The sequence below is a fragment of the Tepidibacter sp. genome, assembly GCF_025210165.1.
Classification (GTDB): domain Bacteria; phylum Bacillota; class Clostridia; order Peptostreptococcales; family Peptostreptococcaceae; genus Tepidibacter_A.
The window spans coordinates 73836-93051 of the sequence record NZ_JAOASI010000071.1 but is presented as its reverse complement, the minus strand read 5'-3'; the positions used below and the strand labels follow the sequence as shown (position 1 = coordinate 93051).

Annotated in this window: 16 protein-coding genes; all 16 read right to left on the bottom strand. The window is 27.1% G+C overall.

Annotated features, from left to right (window positions below; genetic code table 11):
* Positions 1-381: 381 nt before the first annotated feature.
* On the bottom strand, positions 382-1734 hold the full coding sequence (locus tag N4A48_RS11960; protein ID WP_293666304.1) for a glucose-6-phosphate isomerase: 1353 nt from the start codon (positions 1732-1734) through the stop codon (positions 382-384).
* Between the two features lie 78 nt (positions 1735-1812).
* Positions 1813-2652, bottom strand: coding sequence for a carbon-nitrogen hydrolase family protein (locus N4A48_RS11955; RefSeq protein ID WP_293666303.1), 840 nt, complete (start codon positions 2650-2652; stop codon positions 1813-1815).
* A gap of 114 nt (positions 2653-2766) precedes the next feature.
* Positions 2767-4389, bottom strand: a complete 1623-nt coding sequence (locus N4A48_RS11950; protein ID WP_293666342.1) for a Na/Pi cotransporter family protein — start codon at positions 4387-4389, stop codon at positions 2767-2769.
* Positions 4390-4518: 129 nt separating this feature from the next.
* Entirely contained in the window at positions 4519-6117 is a 1599-nt protein-coding gene (locus N4A48_RS11945) for an NAD(P)/FAD-dependent oxidoreductase (protein WP_293666302.1), read from the bottom strand.
* Positions 6118-6252: 135 nt separating this feature from the next.
* On the bottom strand, positions 6253-6429 hold the full coding sequence (locus N4A48_RS11940; RefSeq protein ID WP_293666300.1) for an aspartyl-phosphate phosphatase Spo0E family protein: 177 nt from the start codon (positions 6427-6429) through the stop codon (positions 6253-6255).
* Between the two features lie 61 nt (positions 6430-6490).
* Positions 6491-6817 carry a hypothetical protein gene (locus N4A48_RS11935; protein ID WP_293666298.1) on the bottom strand — a complete coding sequence of 109 codons (327 nt, stop codon included), beginning with the start codon at positions 6815-6817 and terminating at the stop codon, positions 6491-6493.
* A gap of 73 nt (positions 6818-6890) precedes the next feature.
* The gene (locus tag N4A48_RS11930; RefSeq protein ID WP_293666297.1) at positions 6891-7268 is read right to left on the bottom strand and encodes a hypothetical protein; all 378 of its coding nucleotides are present in this window, start codon (positions 7266-7268) and stop codon (positions 6891-6893) included.
* Positions 7269-7374: 106 nt separating this feature from the next.
* Entirely contained in the window at positions 7375-8415 is a 1041-nt protein-coding gene (locus tag N4A48_RS11925) for a YecA family protein (protein WP_293666295.1), read from the bottom strand.
* Between the two features lie 334 nt (positions 8416-8749).
* A complete protein-coding gene (locus tag N4A48_RS11920; RefSeq protein ID WP_293666294.1) occupies positions 8750-11890 on the bottom strand; it encodes a VWA domain-containing protein in 3141 nt (1046 codons plus the stop codon).
* Positions 11891-11926: 36 nt separating this feature from the next.
* On the bottom strand, positions 11927-12394 hold the full coding sequence (locus tag N4A48_RS11915; protein ID WP_293666292.1) for a PilW family protein: 468 nt from the start codon (positions 12392-12394) through the stop codon (positions 11927-11929).
* A 25-nt stretch (positions 12395-12419) separates the two neighbouring features.
* Positions 12420-14687 carry a pilus assembly PilX family protein gene (locus N4A48_RS11910; protein ID WP_293666291.1) on the bottom strand — a complete coding sequence of 756 codons (2268 nt, stop codon included), beginning with the start codon at positions 14685-14687 and terminating at the stop codon, positions 12420-12422.
* A gap of 11 nt (positions 14688-14698) precedes the next feature.
* Entirely contained in the window at positions 14699-15523 is an 825-nt protein-coding gene (locus N4A48_RS11905) for a type IV pilus modification PilV family protein (protein WP_293666289.1), read from the bottom strand.
* Positions 15520-16758 carry a hypothetical protein gene (locus N4A48_RS11900; protein ID WP_293666288.1) on the bottom strand — a complete coding sequence of 413 codons (1239 nt, stop codon included), beginning with the start codon at positions 16756-16758 and terminating at the stop codon, positions 15520-15522. The genes N4A48_RS11905 and N4A48_RS11900 overlap by 4 nt, the downstream gene beginning before the upstream one ends.
* Positions 16758-17318 (bottom strand): PilN domain-containing protein, encoded by a 561-nt coding sequence (locus tag N4A48_RS11895; RefSeq protein ID WP_293666286.1) that lies wholly within the window; start codon positions 17316-17318, stop codon positions 16758-16760. The genes N4A48_RS11900 and N4A48_RS11895 overlap by 1 nt, the downstream gene beginning before the upstream one ends.
* Positions 17319-17328: 10 nt before the next feature.
* Positions 17329-18387 (bottom strand): type IV pilus assembly protein PilM, encoded by a 1059-nt coding sequence (pilM, locus tag N4A48_RS11890; RefSeq protein ID WP_293666285.1) that lies wholly within the window; start codon positions 18385-18387, stop codon positions 17329-17331.
* 19 nt (positions 18388-18406) lie between these two features.
* Positions 18407-19153: a prepilin peptidase gene (locus N4A48_RS11885; RefSeq protein ID WP_293666283.1), complete on the bottom strand. Its 747-nt coding sequence runs from the start codon at positions 19151-19153 to the stop codon at positions 18407-18409.
* Between the last annotated feature and the right edge of the window lie 63 nt (positions 19154-19216).

The following is a 19216-nucleotide window of genomic DNA, read 5'->3' as shown; positions in this document are numbered from 1 at the left end:
ATCCCTAACGGGCTCCGTTGCTCAAAAATAGTTGTAAGTGCAGTCTTTTCATCAATATTACACGCAATTGGAAAATTATATGATTTCCTTAAGCGTAAAAAAAGGCGTAAACTTATATATACAATTTTACTTGTATACATAAGTTTACGCCTGATCAACAGTAACGCACTAAATTTATCATTTAATTTTCAATTTAATTATAACATACAAGGAAAACATTTGTCAATTTTTTGAATTTTGTTTGTTTGTGTGTAACATTTTGATGAATTGTATTTTCAAGTTCATTTATTATATTCTTATTAATTTAATATTATGTATATTTTTCAAAATTGTGATACTTTTTTAAAAAAAGGACCTATAAATTTATAGACCCTCTCTACTTTATTTATTCAATCTCGTCTCAAGTTCTTCTTTTTCTTTTTCGTATCCAGGCTTACCTAAAAGTGCAAACATATTTCTCTTATAAGCTTCTACTCCTGGTTGGTCAAAAGGATTAACTCCTAATATATATCCACTTATAGCACACGATTTTTCAAAAAAATACACTAAATATCCATAGTTGTACTCATCAACCTTAGGTATATTTATTACCAAGTTAGGTACATTACCATCAACATGAGCAAATACAGTTCCTTCAAAGGCCTTCTTATTTACAAAATCTATAGTTTTTCCTGATAAGTAGTTAAGTCCGTCTAAATCCTTATCATCTTCCTTTATAGTCGCTTCTCTTCTTGGAGTTTGTATATTTAATACTGTCTCAAATATATTTCTTCTTCCATCTTGTACATATTGTCCCATAGAATGTAAATCTGTTGAAAAATTAATTGAAGCTGGGAATATTCCCTTTTGGTCTTTTCCTTCACTTTCTCCAAAAAGTTGCTTCCACCATTCACCTATAAATTGAAGTGCTGGTTCATAGTTTACCATAATTTCTATATTTTTTCCTTTTCTATTAAGAATATTTCTAACAGCAGCATATTGGTAACAATGATTATCTGCTAAGTTTTCATTGTCATAGTCAATGCGAGCATCGTTTGCTCCCTTCATGATTTCATCTATATTGATTCCAGCTGTAGCTATTGGTAACAGTCCTACTGCTGTTAATACAGAGAATCTTCCTCCTACATCATCTGGAATTACAAAGGTTTCATATCCTTCATTTTGTGCAAGTTGTCTTAATGCTCCTTTTTTAGCATCAGTTGTTGCAAATATTCTCTTTTTAGCTTCTTTCTCTCCATACTTATTCTCTAAGTACTCTTTTAATATTCTAAAGCTTATAGCAGGCTCTGTTGTAGTTCCAGATTTTGATATAACATTTACAGATATATCTTTATCCTTTATAACATCCATTAAATCCATTATATATGTAGAACTTATATTATTACCCATAAAGTATATTTCAGGATATTGTCTATCTTTCTTCGTTAAGTTATTTCTAAAAGAATGACCTAGCATCTCTATAGCCGATCTAGCCCCTAAATAAGATCCACCTATTCCTATTACTAGTAATACATCTGAATTTTCTTTTATTCTACTTGCAGCTTTTTTTATTCTATCAAATTCTTCTTTATCGTAATTTTCGGGAAGATCTATCCATCCTATAAAGTCATTTCCAGGTCCTTTTTTACTGTGTAACAAATCATGTGCCATTTTTATACTAGGCCCCATGAAATCAATTTCTTCTTGTCTTACAAAGTCAAGTGAATTATTATAACAAAAGCTTATTTTATTCATATTGATGCTCCCTTCGTAAATATTAACCCTGACCATATTACAATTATATGTTGACTTTACAAAATTTTTGAATATATTTTATCTTTTATTTTTCATTTTAATGTCATATAAGTCTAATCTTCTGTGTTTTAAAAGAGGTAATTGCTCTCTTATACTTTCTAAATATTCTAAGTCTATATAAGAATACAATATATCTTCATTTTCATCTAGTTGTCCTATTATCTCTCCAAACGGATCACAAACACTACTATGTCCATAAGCCAGATAAGTCTCCTTATAATTTCTAGCAGGGCTTGCTGCTGCAAAGTATATCTGATTGTCTATTGCTCTATTTCTTATTATAATATCCCAGTGAGCAGGTCCTGTAACATTGTTAAAAGCTGCTGGAACTATTACAAGTTTCACATTTTTTTGGACCATAATTCTAAATATTTCAGGAAATCTCATATCATAGCATATAGCAAGTCCCACCTTACAATACTCTGTATCAAATATAGTAATATCTTCTCCATAAGAAAATGTATCAGATTCCTTCATATATACTCCATCTTTTATGTCTATGTCAAATAAATGCATCTTTCTATGTTTTGCTATAATATTTCCATCTTTTCCTATAACATATGATGTATTATAATATCTATTTTCTTCTTTTTCAGGAATAGAACCTGCCACTACATATACACTATGTTTTTTTGCTATATCAGATATAGATTTAAGCGTTCTACTACTAGCTTCTTCTTCAGCGTATTCTATGAATGCATTGTTTCTATAAGGACATATAAACATCTCTCCTAAAGAAATGATCTTTGCACCATTAACTGCTGCCTGTTCTATAAATTCTAAAGCTTTGTTCAAATTATAATTCTTATCATCCTCTACAATAGTCTGGCATAAAGCTATTTTGAATTTTTTAGACATATAGAATCCCCCTTATTTTTAACTATAAATCATTTTTTATGTATTAATTATTATAATATTAAAAATGACGTAAATTAAACTAATTTACGTCATTTTTTGCTTAATCTCTATATTTTAATGTTGTTTTACAGTTTGTGCATCTATTACAGCTCTTGCTATATTAGAAGAGTGATCTCCTATTCTTTCCATATTACTTATCATTTCCAAAAATACTATACCACTTTCTGGATTACATAAGCTTTTATTTAATCTATTTATATGAGTTGTTCTACACGATTTTTCCATTATATCTATTTGTTGTTCCATTTTTATTACTTTAAAAGCCAATTCTATATCATTACTCTTCATACACTTTAATGAATTCTTATAAACTTCCATAACTTTTTCAAACATATTTTCAAGTTCATTTATAGCTTCTTTAGAGAAAGGAATATCTTTTTCTATACTACTAACAACAAGCTCTGCAATATTATCAGCATGATCTCCTACTCTTTCCATATCATTTACAGTATTGAATAGACCATCTACTATTTCTCTATTTTCTCCAGATATAGCTTTATTTGATAATTTAACTAAATAATCTATAATTTCTCTTTGTAGAGCGTTTATTTTTTTCTCTTTCTCAAATGTTTTCTCAGCTTCTTCCTTTGACCAATTAAAGAATCCATTCATAGCACTCTCTAATGATTTTTTAGTTATATTACCCATATGTAAACATTCTCTTATAGTGTTTGCAAGTGCTATAGATGGTGTTTCAAGTATTCTACTATCTAAATACTTAGTTACTCTATTACTATTTTCATCTTCAGTCTCTGGTAATAACCTCATAGCTAATCTAACTATAAACGGAGCAAACGGGAATAAAATAACAACATTTACAATGTTGAATAATGTGTGTACATTTGCTATTTGTCTTGTTACATCTATATCATTCATTCTAGTTACAAGTGCAATTGCAGGTTTGCTCAATATAAGTGCAAATATTAATGTTCCTAATATATTAAAAGTTAAATGCATAATAGCTGCTCTTTTAGCATTCTTTGTTGCTCCTATACTTGATAAGATAGCAGTTACACATGTTCCTATATTTTGTCCATATAATATAGGAAGTGCAGATGATAATGGTAATAACCCTTCTGATGAAAGTGCCAATAATATACCCATAGCGGCACTACTACTTTGAAGTATAACAGTCATCCCAAATCCCATAAAAATTCCTAAAAATGTATTATCTCCAAATCCAACTAACATTTCTCTAAAAGCAGGAAACTCTCTTAAAGGCTTAACAGCTTCCTTCATAAAATCCATACCTATAAATAGTATACCAAATCCTATTAATATTTCGGCTAATTGTTTACTTTTTTCTTTTGATGCAAACAGATATATAACCATACCTATACCAACTGCTGCAGGTGCTAATTGTGTTAATTCAAATGATACAAGCTGTGCTGTAACAGTAGTACCAATATTTGCTCCCATTATAACACCTATAGCTTGAGTTAATTGCATTATACCAGCATTAACAAATCCAACTACCATAACTGTTGTTGCACTACTACTTTGTATTATAGCTGTAACAAATACCCCAACTAGTACTCCCATAAATCTGTTGCTGGTTAACATTTCTATTATCTTCTTTAATCTTTCACCAGCTGCTTTTTGAAGACCTTCACCCATCAAATTCATTCCATATAAAAATAAACCTAATCCACCAAGTATACCCAGTGCTATGTTCATAGCCATTATTAGTCCTCCTTGAATTTGTAATCTATGTTTTTTACTGTCTAATTGTATCAAATTTTCGGAGGATAATTGTTAAATTTATGTTAAAAATATTAATTCTATATTAAATTTGTTATATATATATTAAATATTCTGATATTTGCTTATTATACTCTCAGCCACTTTTATTCCATCAACTGCAGCAGATACTATACCTCCTGCATATCCAGCTCCTTCTCCAGAAGGATAAAGTCCAACTATGTTTACAGACTCAAAATTTTGCTCATCTCTTACTATTCTTATAGGAGATGACGATCTTGTTTCAACTCCAGTAAGGACTGCATCATTTAGTGCAAATCCATTCAATTTTTTATCAAGATTTATTAGTCCTTCTTTCATAGCTTCTACTACAAAATCAGGAAGACATTTGCTTAAGTCTGTAAGAGTATATCCTGGCTTATAAGAAGGGTTTACACTTTTTATTTGCGTAGATTCTCTATTATTTATAAAATCACCTACTAATTGAACTGGTGCTTTATAGTTTTTTCCTCCTAGTTCAAATGCAAGTCTCTCATATTTTTGTTGAAAGTAAACTCCTTCTAATGGATGATTACTTTCAAAATCTTCAGGTCCTACATTTACTAAAAGAGCACTATTTGCATTTTCTTTATCTCGCAAGTGTTCACTCATTCCATTTGTGACAAGTTCCCCTTTAGATGACGATGATGCTATAACGCTACCACCAGGGCACATGCAAAAGGTGTATGTGGTTCTTTTCTTTTCTGTGTGGTAAATAAGCCTATAATCTGCTGCCCCTAACCTTGGGTGATTGTAAAATTCTTTATACTGAGATTTATTTATCATTAACTGTGGATGTTCAATTCTTGCACCTATTGCAAATGGTTTTTGAATTATTTTTACATTTCTATCATTTAAGATTTCATAAGTATCTCTGGCACTATGACCTATAGCTAGTATAATTATGCTAGTGTCTATTATATATTCATTATTTACCTTAACACCAACTATTGATTTATTTTCAACCATAATATCTGTAACCTTTGAAGCAAATCTAACCTCTCCACCAAGCTCTATTATTCTTTTTCTCATATTTTTTACAACTTCTTTTAATATATCAGTTCCAACATGAGGTTTATGAGAATAAAGTATTTCATCTGGTGCTCCTGATATAACTAATTCTTCAAGAACCTTTCTACACCTTAAATCTTTTATTCTAGTAGTTAATTTTCCATCTGAAAATGTACCAGCACCACCTTCTCCAAATTGAACATTTGAATCTTCATTTATTTCTCCTGTATTCCAAAATAAATTTACATCTTCAGTTCTTTTATCAACATCCATTCCTCTTTCTAGAACTATAGGATTATATCCTCTTTGAGCAAGTATTAGTGCAGCAAATAATCCAGCAGGACCCATTCCTATTATAACAGGCCTTTGCTTTAATTGTTCACTTCCCATTTTTAATTCTTTATATTCTAACTGCGGACTCAATCTTACATCATTGCTTTTTATTTTTTTTAGTATATTATTTTCTTTTTTAACTTTAACATCTACTGTATATATAAAGTTTATTTTTCCTCTTTTTCTAGCATCTATTGATTCTTTAAATATTTTATATTCTATTAGTTCTTCTTCTCTTATTCTTAGCTTTTTTAATATTTTCTGTTTTATATTTTTTATATCCTCATCTATATCCATCTTTATATTTGATATCCTTATCATTTCAATTATCCTTTCTCCTTTGTTTTTATCATTTAAAATTCTCCAAATTGAAAGTCCTATTTATAAATACCATCCATACATTTATAAATAGGACTTTCAATTTTTATATATCAACATATAATTCCTTAGTTTATTTCATAACAAGACAGTATCTTTCTTCATTTTATTATAATCATCTAATAAAATATCCAATTCCTGACTTAAATCTATTATTTCTTTATTAACAAGTTTAAAATTGTTGACTTCTATCAATTTATTGAGTCTTTCCCTCATTACTTCGATATTCATCTGTAAATCATTCATATTTTGCATATAACCTTACCTCCCTTTATAAATTTACACCATGATGAAATAAAAATCAACAACATTCATTTTATTTATTTAGACCGAAAATTACATTTATAGACGATTCTTTCATGTTTATTAATAGAATTTCTTGCATTATGAATTTTTTTATCTTTTTTTCGATATTTTGACGAGATATTTTTATATCTTCAGACAAGTTTTCGATAACAGCATATCCTATACTTTCGTCAATACCTTTATCCTTATATAAAGAGTTTATATTTAATTGTATAAATTTCAAATCACATATGAATTTTTCTTTATTTCCAAGTTCTATTATATCATCGTACTTGAATATTTTGTACTCATGTATGTTTTCATATGGTTGTATTTCTTCTATTCCTATAAAGTCCATTATATCCTCCTCATTAATTCTAAATATTATATGTATTATATCATACAATATTATTTAAAAGAAAAAAAGAGGATTAACCTCTTTTAGTAGTTAATCCTCTTATAAATTTCATATTATCAAATAATTTTTCAACAAAGCTTTCAGTTTCTTCATTGTCTAATAAGAATATTTCAACATTAGATTCTAAGTCTTTTCCCTTTGATTGACAGTACTCTTTAGCTTTATCAAGTAAACCTTCTTTATCTTTATTTGATAAAGTATACTCCTTGAAATCTATTATTATATATTCTTTTATTTTTTCATTTTTACCTTCATAAAATCCTATTTCTATGTGATATATCATCCCAAATAAATTTTCAAATGTTTCTTCTCCTTTATAAATAGGTACAGCAGGGTTTGATTTTATATAACTAGTTGAAACAGCTATTTCTTTTCCTAAAGTTAGACTCATTATTATCCCTCTTTCTACATATTTATCCGAAAGCTAAAAGTTCTAAGACTCCAAAACAATCACTATATATGAGTATTATATCACAGTGTTTATAATATAATCTATATTATATTTGGTGTATTAATTTTATTTCTTTATATCTTTTACCTAGAGTACTTGGACTTACTTTATATTTTTTAGCTATGGCACTTTGAGTGACATTTATACCATCTTCTTTTTTAGTATGGTATTCAACTGCTGAAGCCCATCCATTTTCAGTTCCCTTTACTTCATTGTTATTCTTGTACTCTTCCCATATAGTTAAAGCCACTTCTTTATAAGCATCTTCTATATTTTCGGTTATAAGTTTTTCAACTCCACATTCTTCTTGCGAGTCATTTATTTTTTTAGTATCTGATTGTTTTTCTATATTCTTTTCTTTTAAATACTCTCCTATTTTAGGATCTATTAATTGTTGTATGTACTTATAGAATATATTTGTATTGTATATTAAGAATGTTTCCATACTCTTATAAACATCTTTATTCTTTTCATATATATTTTTAATATCAGCTATTATAACATCCTTAATTTTTTCAGATATAGATAATACAGTATCTATAAATTTATTTACCTCTACAATATTAGCCGTTCTACCTATTACTACTTCTCCAACTTTTAAATCTTTTAATACATTAATATCTTCTACATAAGTTTCTTTATCAAGTATTAAATCTTTAAGTACTGCTTTATCTTCCTCTATATTTAATATCTTATATATAGTTATGTATGATTTCAATTTACTTTTTAATATATTTTTTTCTATTACGTTTAACTTATTTTTATTTTCTTCAAAGAATGATATAGCTATAGTTTTATTTTCATTAGTTATATAGTCTTGAAGATAGTATGTATTAAAGAATGAATTAAATTTAGAATTTATTTCTTTATCATCTACAATATAGAACTTATGTTGTGCATTCATATATTCATCATAGAATTTATCTTTTCTAGAATAAGCATATAGTTTCTGAGTTACACTTATATCGTGTTTTTGTGAAAAATCAGCTTTTTGTTTTAGCATTGAATTTTTTTTATCTTTATTTAAACAGCATTTTTTATATTTTTTCCCACTATTACATGGACATAAATCATTTCTTCCTACCAAGTCGTGTTTCCTCCCTCATATTTTATTCATTTGTTTTATTAAGATACAATATTGTATTATATCATTGTTTGTCAAAACATTCTACAAAATCAATTTATATTTTTTATAACGAATAGGAAATTATACTCATCTTTAAATTTTGGATAAGTATAATTTTCGTTATGAGTTTCAAAAAAGTCTACATTGAAAACTTTTAGTAAGGAAGACTTTTTTATTGTATTTCTAATATTCTTTAATATATATTTCTATAAATGTATATAATTATCCTTTTATTGTTTGCTTTATACAAAAAATAATAAAGAGTAGGCATAAAATTACCGACTCTTTATTTTATTTATTCTAAATTAGGAAGTGGTACTATATTTATTCTATGTGCTACTTCCTTTTGTGTTTGTGATTGTGAATTTACTTTTATATTAATATTTGAATATCCTATAGATGAATCTCTAAGTGCTTCTACATTGTATATAATAATATAATTCTTTTTTTCTTCTATGTTTGAGGTTTCTATTTTGACTGTATTTCCTTGTGTTCTTATATTAATGTTAGAAAGTGGGTTACTAAAATCTATACCTTCATATATTTTCACTTTATCTTTAAAAATATTTATCTTATTTTTATCTTTAATTTCTAAAACTATATCTTGCTTTTTAATATTTTCAATCTTTATACCTAAGTCTATATCAAACCCTTTTACCAAATCTAAGTCATTATTTGATTGAAACTTTCCATTTATAAGCATTCCTGTTATAAGATTAGCTTCCATTTCAACAACCTCTATATTAATTGGAGCAAATTCTTGTTCTCTATTTGTCCTTTGATTAAAATTAGTGAAGGTTATCTTTGATTTATTGTCTTCACTAAGAACATAATTTCCTGCTTTCTTAGCATTTAGATTAACTCTAACCTTTATTGGATTCCCTGTATACTTATATACAGTTTTGCCATTTTCTATAGATTTAGTATACTCTATATTATTAATATATTTTATGATTTTTTGTCCTGAACTTAAATCATTCTCTATATTCTGAGGATATTCATCTATTATTTTTACATTAGTTAAATATATTCTATCTTTATACTCTCCATTTTCCATAAAGCTACCTATAGCGTCTATTTTAGTTGGTGGATTTACTGTATATTCTAGTATAAAATTATTTTTTTCTTGCACTTTATTGCCACCAATAATCTCCTTTGATATTGTCAATTGTGTTTTTCCTTCAACTGTAAATGGTCCATATGTTCCTTCTCTAGTAACATTTCCATCTTTTCCTGTTCTAAACGCAATATAATAGTCTCCTGATTCGGATGGGAATTTCACACCCTTATTACCAGTAAATATTGTTGTAGAATGTTCTGCTGGTGAATTATCTTTAGATGGATAAAACCAATTTTGAGGTACTTTATTCCACGTACCATTATTCTTAGAGTATTTTAATTCAAAATCAGCCCAGCCTCCCCAGTTAAAATATTCTAAATAAATTGGATAGTATTTATCTGCTTCTAAATGATATACATTATTATTAGTTCTCAAATAAGGATTACGTGATTGTAGTACAAACATATTTACAAATTCTTTTGTCTCTTTATTAGCTGTTATATATCCCCTGCACCCATCATCTGAATGAGCTCCAAACTTGTAGTCTCCTGTATTATCTACCTTAATATATCCCCAAAATTTTGAAGCTTCTTTATAATTCATATCAATCATCATATTATCTAAGAAAATAGAATTTGTTTTCCATATTTTAGCCTTAGTTCCATCTTGTTTTGTATATTCTTCCCATCTCCCATAGTTTTGTTTTGATGTTGAGTAAGAAGCACTCATATATTCTGTTGAAGTTAGTGGATTTTTAAAAACTTTATCCCTCTGAGACCAGAATTGCTTATTAGCCTCTTTAATACTAGTTCCTGATCCTGCTACTATTCCATGACTCACATCATAACTTCTTTTATTTAAATAGCCCTGCTTTTCTTTAATAACATCCTTATTTATAGTTTCTGAATTTAAGTCTATACTCTGCCAATTACTTGTAGGTATTTTTGAATTTCTTATAAATTGATATTCAAAGAAGTTTGTATCTTCTCCTTCAACACTTATATCAGCATAAGAATCTCCTTGAAGTACTATAGATGGGTTTAATATTTTTTCAACCTTTTTATTATAATTTTCAGAAGTTATATTAAATTGATTTATATCTCCTGAAGTATCTCTAACTTTTATATCTATTTTTGTCAATTTCTTCTTTTCTACTGCTATAGTTTTTTGTGGAAACATTTTTCTTTTATTATTTTCATTAATATCTTTATATTCTATATAAGAATTTTGGCTATCTAAATTATAATCGCCTGCTTTATTAGCCCTTAACTTAATAGAAAAATTAATTGGATTAGCTTCAAATTGCTTTGTTTGTTCATTTAGTTTGTATAAAACACTTCCTATATTTCCCTTTATAGTTTGACCCTGTATTACTAATCCTTTTGATGCCTCTACAGGAACTATTCCTTGTGGAAATGTTTCATTAAACTGTATATTTTTTATAGGTAAATCACTTTTTATCTGTTCAGCTAATTCTTCAGCCACTTCATTCAATCCATTCTCATCTAATGCAACACTATAACTTCCTTTATATATATTAGCTAGAGGCTTTAATTTACTTCCTCTTGCTGCATCCTTAGTAAAAGCAATCATAAAAGAATCTATTTTATCGCCTATTACCTTCTTTGATAACTCATTATGGAATTGTTCATTACCCCTTGAGCCTCTACCAATTGTGTAATCTACTCTATATTTTCCATTCCCGAAATATGGTTTCCCATCTTTACGTGATTGAGGGTATCTATGTTTAGACACTCCATCTGCCAATAAGATAATATATTTACGTGTATTTTTATCATTAGAAAATTTATGGTATGCTTTTCTAAGTCCCTCTTCAGTAACAGTTCCTCCTGGATATCCTAATCTATATAGTGATTCGACTAACTTCTGACGTTCATTTGTATCTGAAGTCTTTAGTAAATTACAAACATCGTTTGCATAGTGTGAATAAGAAACAATTGCTACTTTAACCCTTTTATCATCTTTAAATTTTGATATAAACATCTTAGTAGCATTTCTTGCTACATCTAACCTGGTTTTATTTCCGCTAAGATGCATTCCCATACTTGAAGATCTATCAATAGCTAATACAATCTCCTTTTGTTGTAGATATGAATCTGGTATAATCTCACTCTTAGGTATTGGATCTGGTTGAACCTTATAGTTGATTGTAATTTCTTCATTTGCTTTATATCTATCTTTATCTATAGTTCTGATTAATTTTAAAGGAGCTTCTTTTGAATTATTTGTATCTCCATATGCCTCTTGTAAAAATACATTATTAGGTATAAACAGCAATATATTAAATATTACTAATACAATACTTACTAACCTCCTATAGTTTTTTTTAGTAATTTCAAATTTACTCGATCGCATTTTTCTCCCTCCAATTCAATTATTCTTCTAATATTACTACTTATTTCTAAAATAAAAATTATCCTTTATTTCTACTTTTGAATCATTTTTTTGAGTTGTAATAATTATACTAGCTCCTTTTCCATCTAAAATTTTTTCCATATTAAATTTTTCTATATTTTTTGCCATTTTCACTTTCTCTTTTGTTCCATATTGATAATACAATATTTTACTTGATTTATTATATTCAAATGTTAAATTATCACTGCCATTCATTTTAAATACTACTTTAGTTTCAGTTGGATTTCCTATAAAACCAGTTGCACCTCTAGCTTTATATACTATCTCATGCATTGCACTTTGTGCTTGATGTTGAACTGTTACTTGAGCATCTACTCTATAAAATAACTTGTAATTTGATATAAAAAATGAACCTACAACACTAAGTACAACACCTGATATAGCTAATACTATAAGTAGCTCTATAAGTGTAAACCCTTCTTTTCTTTTTAAAAGAGATTTCATTTTTTTCATCCCTTCTTATGATAGTCTATTTTGACTGCTGCCATTTTGTAATGTCTATTAAATTAAAGAATTTATAATGCGTTTGTACATTATTATCCACTCCTGCATCAGAGTTATCTACTATACTTTGAGTTTCCTTACTCCATGATGGTTTTTGCTTAAATAAATCTCCTATTTTATTTGTACCTTTGTCATTTATATGCTTGATTATTTCATGAATAGCATAGTTTCCTTCAAAGTTTGTTTTATAGTCATTAGTGAATTCTTTTGGATTATCATCTTGTATGTAAATATTACCTTTCGTAACTATTATTCCTTTAAAATCAATTTTTCCATATATATATACATCACCTTTTGTAACTATTATTCCTCTTGATTTTCCATCTAAATTTTTTATTTCTACAAAGTCTCCACTTTTATCTGGATTATTAGCATTAGGACCTATTATTGAAATTTTTTTATTTGAATCATTATTAGAATAAAATATTTCATCATTATTTACTTCATTAATATTAGAAAAATTAAACCAGTAATCTATATCAACTTTATTATCTAGGTTAGAGTAATTATCTATTTGAGGGTCTGCCATTGTATTTATATGATACTCATATTCTTTTAAATTAATATCAAAATAATTTATATGACTAATATCAAAAATACCAGATTCTAATTCACTACCTGTCTTTTCATTTTTTATATAACCTCCAAGACTATATTTTATATTTTTTATGTTTATACCACCTTCACCAAGATTTAAAATACTATTATCTTTATCGTATATTGCCTTTAAGTATTTTCCTCTTTGCTCATATATAGGTCTATTACTTCCATTTATTTTATTCATCAAGTATAAAGGTGATATATATTGAAAATTTATATCTTTTTCATAATAATCCTTACCATCACTCAACCTTACACTTTGACTCTCTAATTTTTTTGAATATCCTATATAATTTCCTTTAACAGATATACTTTCTCCCGTTTGATAATCCACATCATTATCCAAATCTATATATACAGTTCCTGCTATAAAATTACCTTTTCCATCATCCTGTCCATTACCATAATATTTTTTACTTTCACCATTTCCTGTAATTGTTATGCTTGACCCATTAGTTTTTCCTATATCCTCACTATTAATAATTATACTACTACTTTCATCATGACCTCTAGATCCATATGAAAATCCGTAATAGTTTCCATCAATATTTATTTTAGATTTTTCCCCATTTAATTCTATATCATCATATGTATTCACATTTCCTTTCTCTATTTTTATATTACAATTACTTTTTCCCTGTGGGATAACTAAGCTATTGCAGTACACATCTCCCTTTTTTACAGTTATATTAGAATTATTTTCACTTGTTTTAAGATATCCTCCAGTTGAAACATTTCCTTCTACAGTTAAATTTCCAGATTTATTATTTAATCCTACTAAAATACCTCTTTGCTCAATGTTTTTTTTTGTAAGATCTCCATAAGCGTATATATCTCCATTCACAGCTACATCATTTCCTTGTATAACTATGTTTTTATCTGCTATTAATGCCTTTGTCCAGAGTACATTTTCTTTTAATTTAAAAACATCATTTCCTATATAATAAGGGGTATTGTATTTAGGTATATTTATTGAAAATGTACTTTTAATATTCTTTTTTATTTTCTTATGATTAAACTCTGATACTATTGTAATAATAAATTTTGAATCATCTGTTAATCCCTCGTTCTTTTTAGGAAATTTTGAGCTTTCATCTTCTACTATACTAACATTAGCCCCATTTTTATCTACATTTGTGTCTAGTACTGTATAGCTACTTAGCTTTATTTCATTCATTAAGGATTCTTCATTTTTAGTTGGATTTTTTGAATCTTTATATCCTTCATTTAAGTATTTAGCATATCCTTCTCTAAACCATTCCTGTAATTTAGGTTTTATTCTTTCTTCGTCTACACTTCCATCTGCATTTAAATAAGGGCTTTTATAATCTAATTCTTCATCGAATTGCTTTGATCTTTCATCTTGTATAAATTTTGGAAGTTCCTTTTCAACCTCTACATTTCCTTTTTTTATGCCAGCTTCTACTTTCTTCATCATAATTGCATAAGCTTCTTCAATGCCTGCTTCCGATAAGTAAAAGGAGGTTTTCTGCTTTGTATCAACCATTTTCATTTTAAGATTCATAACGCCTAAGGACATTGCAGCTGTTCCCAAAATACTTAAAACAGAAAGCGTCATTAATACCATTATTAAGGTAGATCCTGTTTGGGATTTTAAAAGTTTTTTAATCATAATATCTACCCCTAATCTATATTTTTATATCCTACAAGCTTTGCTAATTCTTTATCATTTTTACTTATATTTACAGTTATTTTATATATCCAGCTATCTTCCTTCTTACTAACTGTGTTATCGTAAATATTATTGTATAAACGTACTTTCCCTTTTAGTGTATTCAGCTTTATTTTATTCTTGCTAGTTTCAGATTTTACAACATATATATTCGTTTTTACATCATTTAAAGTTGATACCTCTAAATTAATAGGTGATCTATTTCCATTACAGTTTATTTTTATATTAATATCATCTTTTTTCAAATCTATATTTGTTACTGTTTTGGTGTATTTTTCATTAAAATCTATAGTTATTTTGTTATTAAGAATTTTTTTTATATCTATCGTTACTCGCCCATCATCACTAATATTTTCACTCTTATTTCCCACATCAGTAGCTTTAAATATAATTGTATCTGATTGTATGTTTTCTTGCTTATCTATTTCTATTTGTGCATGATCTGTTATGAGAGTATCTTGATTTTCTTCTGACTTCATATCTTTATCTATTTCATACTTTGAATGTTTTTCTATTTCTATTTTTATTTTAAACTCTTTATCAGTTTTATTTATAGTTCCTTCTTTTATTTTTCCTTGTGAATATAGTGTTTTCCCAAATTTTGCTTCTTCCATATACCTTTGCGCTATCTGATTTGCCTCAAGTCTATTTTCTGAATTTTTGTTTATTCTTATTGTATTTATAAAGAAGGATGCCAGTGGAGTCATGATAATTCCAAGTATGGCTAAGCTAACTATAAGTTCTACAAGTGTTAAGCCTTTATTGCATTTAATCATTTTATCACCTTAACATTCCCAAGCTTATTAACTACTTTTACTCTAGGATTTTTATCATCTTCATAATCAATATTTACACTTAATTTTAGATTTGTTTTGTTAATTAAAGATAAATTTATTCCACTAGTATCTTCTTCGCTATTTCTTTTATTACTTATAATATTAAGCTTTACAGTTGTTCCGTGAGGATCAAATTCCATCATATTATTTTCATAATCTTTAGGGAAAGATTCTCCTTGAGTTTTATATTTATAATAGTATTTTTTATCAACCTGAACTATTTGTAATTCTACATCTTCAAAGTCTTTATTATCTGCGTATATATAGCTTCTTCCTAACTTATCCATAGCTCTTCCCAATATAACAGTAGGTAAATCAGAAGATATAGGCTTTACTGTCATAATGAAATCATTATTTGCAACTTCATTATTCTTATTATATTCAGAATACCCACTAAAAGGAACAAATGGATCACCTTTTCCATACCCATTATCAAAATCCCACTTTAAATATTCCTCATCCTGTTCATGAATTTTAGTAGCGGCGTAAAAATCTAATGCAATACTTCCTGTTATAATATTTTTATCGGCTATAATTCCTTCTTCATCTTCACTATTTTCTTTAGATTTAGATATTGAAATATTATTTACAAGTATCTTTTTCTCATATACTTCTACTTGCTCTAAAAATTTAATCAAATCTTTATATTTACCTTTATAGCTAATTGTTGCAGTCATTTTTTCAATTTCATTCTTATTTTCCTCTGAATCTTCCTCATTTTGGTTGCTTAATTCTTCTTTTTTTGCTGTTTTCTTACCTTTATATTCTTCTGATAGATTTTTAATTAAATAATCTTTGTCTTTTGCTTCTTGTTTTTTTACATCAACTTTACTAATATCTATATCAGAAAAATTAATCGAATTTCCTTCTATATTAGACGCTTTTATCATTCCATCTAGAATCACTATTATTTTTTCTTGATTTATAATTGGAAATAATGGCTTTGTCATAGATTTTATCTTAGCATTTATAATTTTAAATTCTTTATATACTGGACTATTTTCTGATATTTCTAATTTAACTTTTTTGACCTCAGCTTTTTCTTCTATTACCTTTTGTCTCATATTATCAAGCTTTGTAAGCTGTGGAGTTAGTATAAACTTATAATATCCACCTATAATAATAATTAGCCCTAGTACTATTAGCATTATTTTTTCTCTTTTAGTTAATTTCACTACTTTTCACCGCCTTTCAATGTACACTTTAAGGCAAATGTGAAATTCTCTGATTCATCTGATTCTTTACTTATGTTTGATATATGTACTAAGTCAAATACACCTAACTGCTTCAAATTATATTCAAGCTCGCCTATACAAGTTCTATTCATTGCTACTCCTTGCATATTTACATTTACTCCATCTATATTCATAGACTTTAAGAATAAATCTGTAGGTAGTTTTGAAGATATTCTATCCATCAAAACAGTATTAATTTTATCTGCTTCACTCATCTCTATGTTAATATCACTTACTGCATTATAATAATTTTTCATAATTTCTACCTTTGCTTTTTTCTCATTCACTTTTTTTAACTCTTTAACTACTTTTTTTGAATTTAAATATCCTTCATACTTTGCCTTTTGTTCTTCTAATTTTTTAATTTTCATATTTGTATATAATATAAATCCACACATAGATATAATTATTATAATTATACTTAAAAATATTAATATATTATTATTTTTTGATTTCTTATTTTGATCTATATATGGCGAAAAAAAGTTAAAATCTCTCATAACTCTCTACCTACTTTCGTATAATTGAACCTATGCAATTTAAATATTGATTTAGCTTTATATCTTGTGTTTCTTTACCAAGCTTTACATTAGACATTTTCTCTATTTTTACAACTGGAATGTTTAATTCTTTTTTTAAATAATCTTCTAACCCTTTAATTTCTGATCCTGCACCATGTAAATGTATCTGTTCTATTGTATTTTCTCTTTTTATATTTTTATAATATCTAAACAACCTTCTAATTTCTTCCATATAATTATTTGCAGAATCTTTTACTATATCATTTAACATTTCTAATGATATAAGATCATTCTTATTATTTAAATTAGAATTTTCTATTTTTCTCTTTTCAGCTTCTTGTAATGATACATTAAGCATATTTGCAATATTTGTATCTATTTCATTACTTCCAATAGGTATAACTCTACTAAATTCTAATACCCCATTAAAAATCATATTTAAATTTATCTGAGTATGCCCTATATCTATAACAGCAACAGTTTTGTCCAAACTGGAGTTCTCATCATTAATAGTAACCTTAGATTCATATAATTTAGATACTGCATTTGAATTCATATCTAAAGCTACAGGAGTTAAATTTAAATCTTTTATCAATTTCAAATAATCTTCTGCTATTGTTTTAGGAAGTGCAACAACAGTTATTCTTCCTTTTTTTATATCTTCTTCAACAAAAGTTTCTAAAATCTTATACTCTATTACATAATCATCAAATATAATAGGTAGATACTGTTCTATTTCAAATCTTACCATAGTATCCATTTCTTGTTCTTTCTTAGCAACTGGTAGTATTATTTCTCTATTGATGATTGAGGTGCTCTGAACTGTACAAATAACCTTTTTAGTTTTTATATTTTCACTTTTTATATATTTGTTTATAACTGACTTTAAATTTTCTATATTCAATATATTTCCATCTTTATATGAATTATGAGGAGTTTCTATAACCACAGCTTTTTCAACTAATATATTATTTTTATTTTGTTTTCCTAACACCATTTTTATATTTTTATTACCTATATCTATAGATATAACTTTGTTATTAAACAAGTCTACTCCCCCCATTAATCTAGCTTATTATTTTAAGTAAATACCAATTTATTATTTCATCTCCATAATAGATTGTTACAAGAGACGAAATAGCTATAAAAGGTCCAAACGGAATAAAATCCTTTCTACTTTTTATTTTTAGAAATATTAATATAAGTGAAACAACCGCCCCTATAATGAATGATAATAAAGTTATCAAAAGAATGTATTTATATCCTAAACTAAATCCTAGCATACCCATAAGCTTAATATCCCCACCGCCCATAGCATTAGTTACTAGTGCAATAATTAAAAACAATCCACCACCTATAAGTAGTCCCACTAATCCACTTAAAATATCACCTTTAAAATTGTGCACTACATGTATAATAAAACTAAATATCATTCCAAATATTACAATCTCATTAGGTATAATTTGATAATCATAATCTATAAAGCTTACAACAATAAGAATACTTGTAAGAATTGAATATTTTATCAATAAAATGGAAATGCTAAATTTTAGATATAATATTAAATAAATCAAAGCATTTAATATCTCAACCAAAGGATATCTTATAGCTATTTTTTCACTACAATACCTACATTTACCTTTCGTCCAAACAAAGCTTATCACCGGAATTAAATCAATAGGTTTTAGATTAGTACTACACTTTGGACAATGAGACGGTGGAAATGAAATTGATTCACCTCTTGGTATTCGATATATACATACATTTAGGAATGAGCCTATGAGAAGGCCTAGGGTTAAAATTATGAAAATCATGATAATTACCTCTTTTTGTTAAAATATATCCTAGCCTTATGTAAGGCTAGGCTAAGTAAATTT

Bases quoted from the DNA above. Each gene is read 5' to 3' on its own strand.
- N4A48_RS11945 (WP_293666302.1), bottom strand. From the start codon at position 6,117: ATGATAAGGATATCAAATATAAAGATGGATATAGATGAGGATATAAAA.
- N4A48_RS11960 (WP_293666304.1), bottom strand. From the start codon at position 1,734: ATGAATAAAATAAGCTTTTGTTATAATAATTCACTTGACTTTGTAAGA.
- N4A48_RS11920 (WP_293666294.1), bottom strand. From the start codon at position 11,890: ATGCGATCGAGTAAATTTGAAATTACTAAAAAAAACTATAGGAGGTTA.
- N4A48_RS11885 (WP_293666283.1), bottom strand. From the start codon at position 19,153: ATGATTTTCATAATTTTAACCCTAGGCCTTCTCATAGGCTCATTCCTA.
- N4A48_RS11950 (WP_293666342.1), bottom strand. From the start codon at position 4,389: ATGAACATAGCACTGGGTATACTTGGTGGATTAGGTTTATTTTTATAT.
- N4A48_RS11895 (WP_293666286.1), bottom strand. From the start codon at position 17,318: ATGAGAGATTTTAACTTTTTTTCGCCATATATAGATCAAAATAAGAAA.
- N4A48_RS11930 (WP_293666297.1), bottom strand. From the start codon at position 7,268: ATGAGTCTAACTTTAGGAAAAGAAATAGCTGTTTCAACTAGTTATATA.
- N4A48_RS11905 (WP_293666289.1), bottom strand. From the start codon at position 15,523: ATGATTAAATGCAATAAAGGCTTAACACTTGTAGAACTTATAGTTAGC.
- N4A48_RS11910 (WP_293666291.1), bottom strand. From the start codon at position 14,687: ATGATTAAAAAACTTTTAAAATCCCAAACAGGATCTACCTTAATAATG.
- N4A48_RS11940 (WP_293666300.1), bottom strand. From the start codon at position 6,429: ATGCAAAATATGAATGATTTACAGATGAATATCGAAGTAATGAGGGAA.
- N4A48_RS11935 (WP_293666298.1), bottom strand. From the start codon at position 6,817: ATGGACTTTATAGGAATAGAAGAAATACAACCATATGAAAACATACAT.
- N4A48_RS11955 (WP_293666303.1), bottom strand. From the start codon at position 2,652: ATGTCTAAAAAATTCAAAATAGCTTTATGCCAGACTATTGTAGAGGAT.
- N4A48_RS11915 (WP_293666292.1), bottom strand. From the start codon at position 12,394: ATGAAATCTCTTTTAAAAAGAAAAGAAGGGTTTACACTTATAGAGCTA.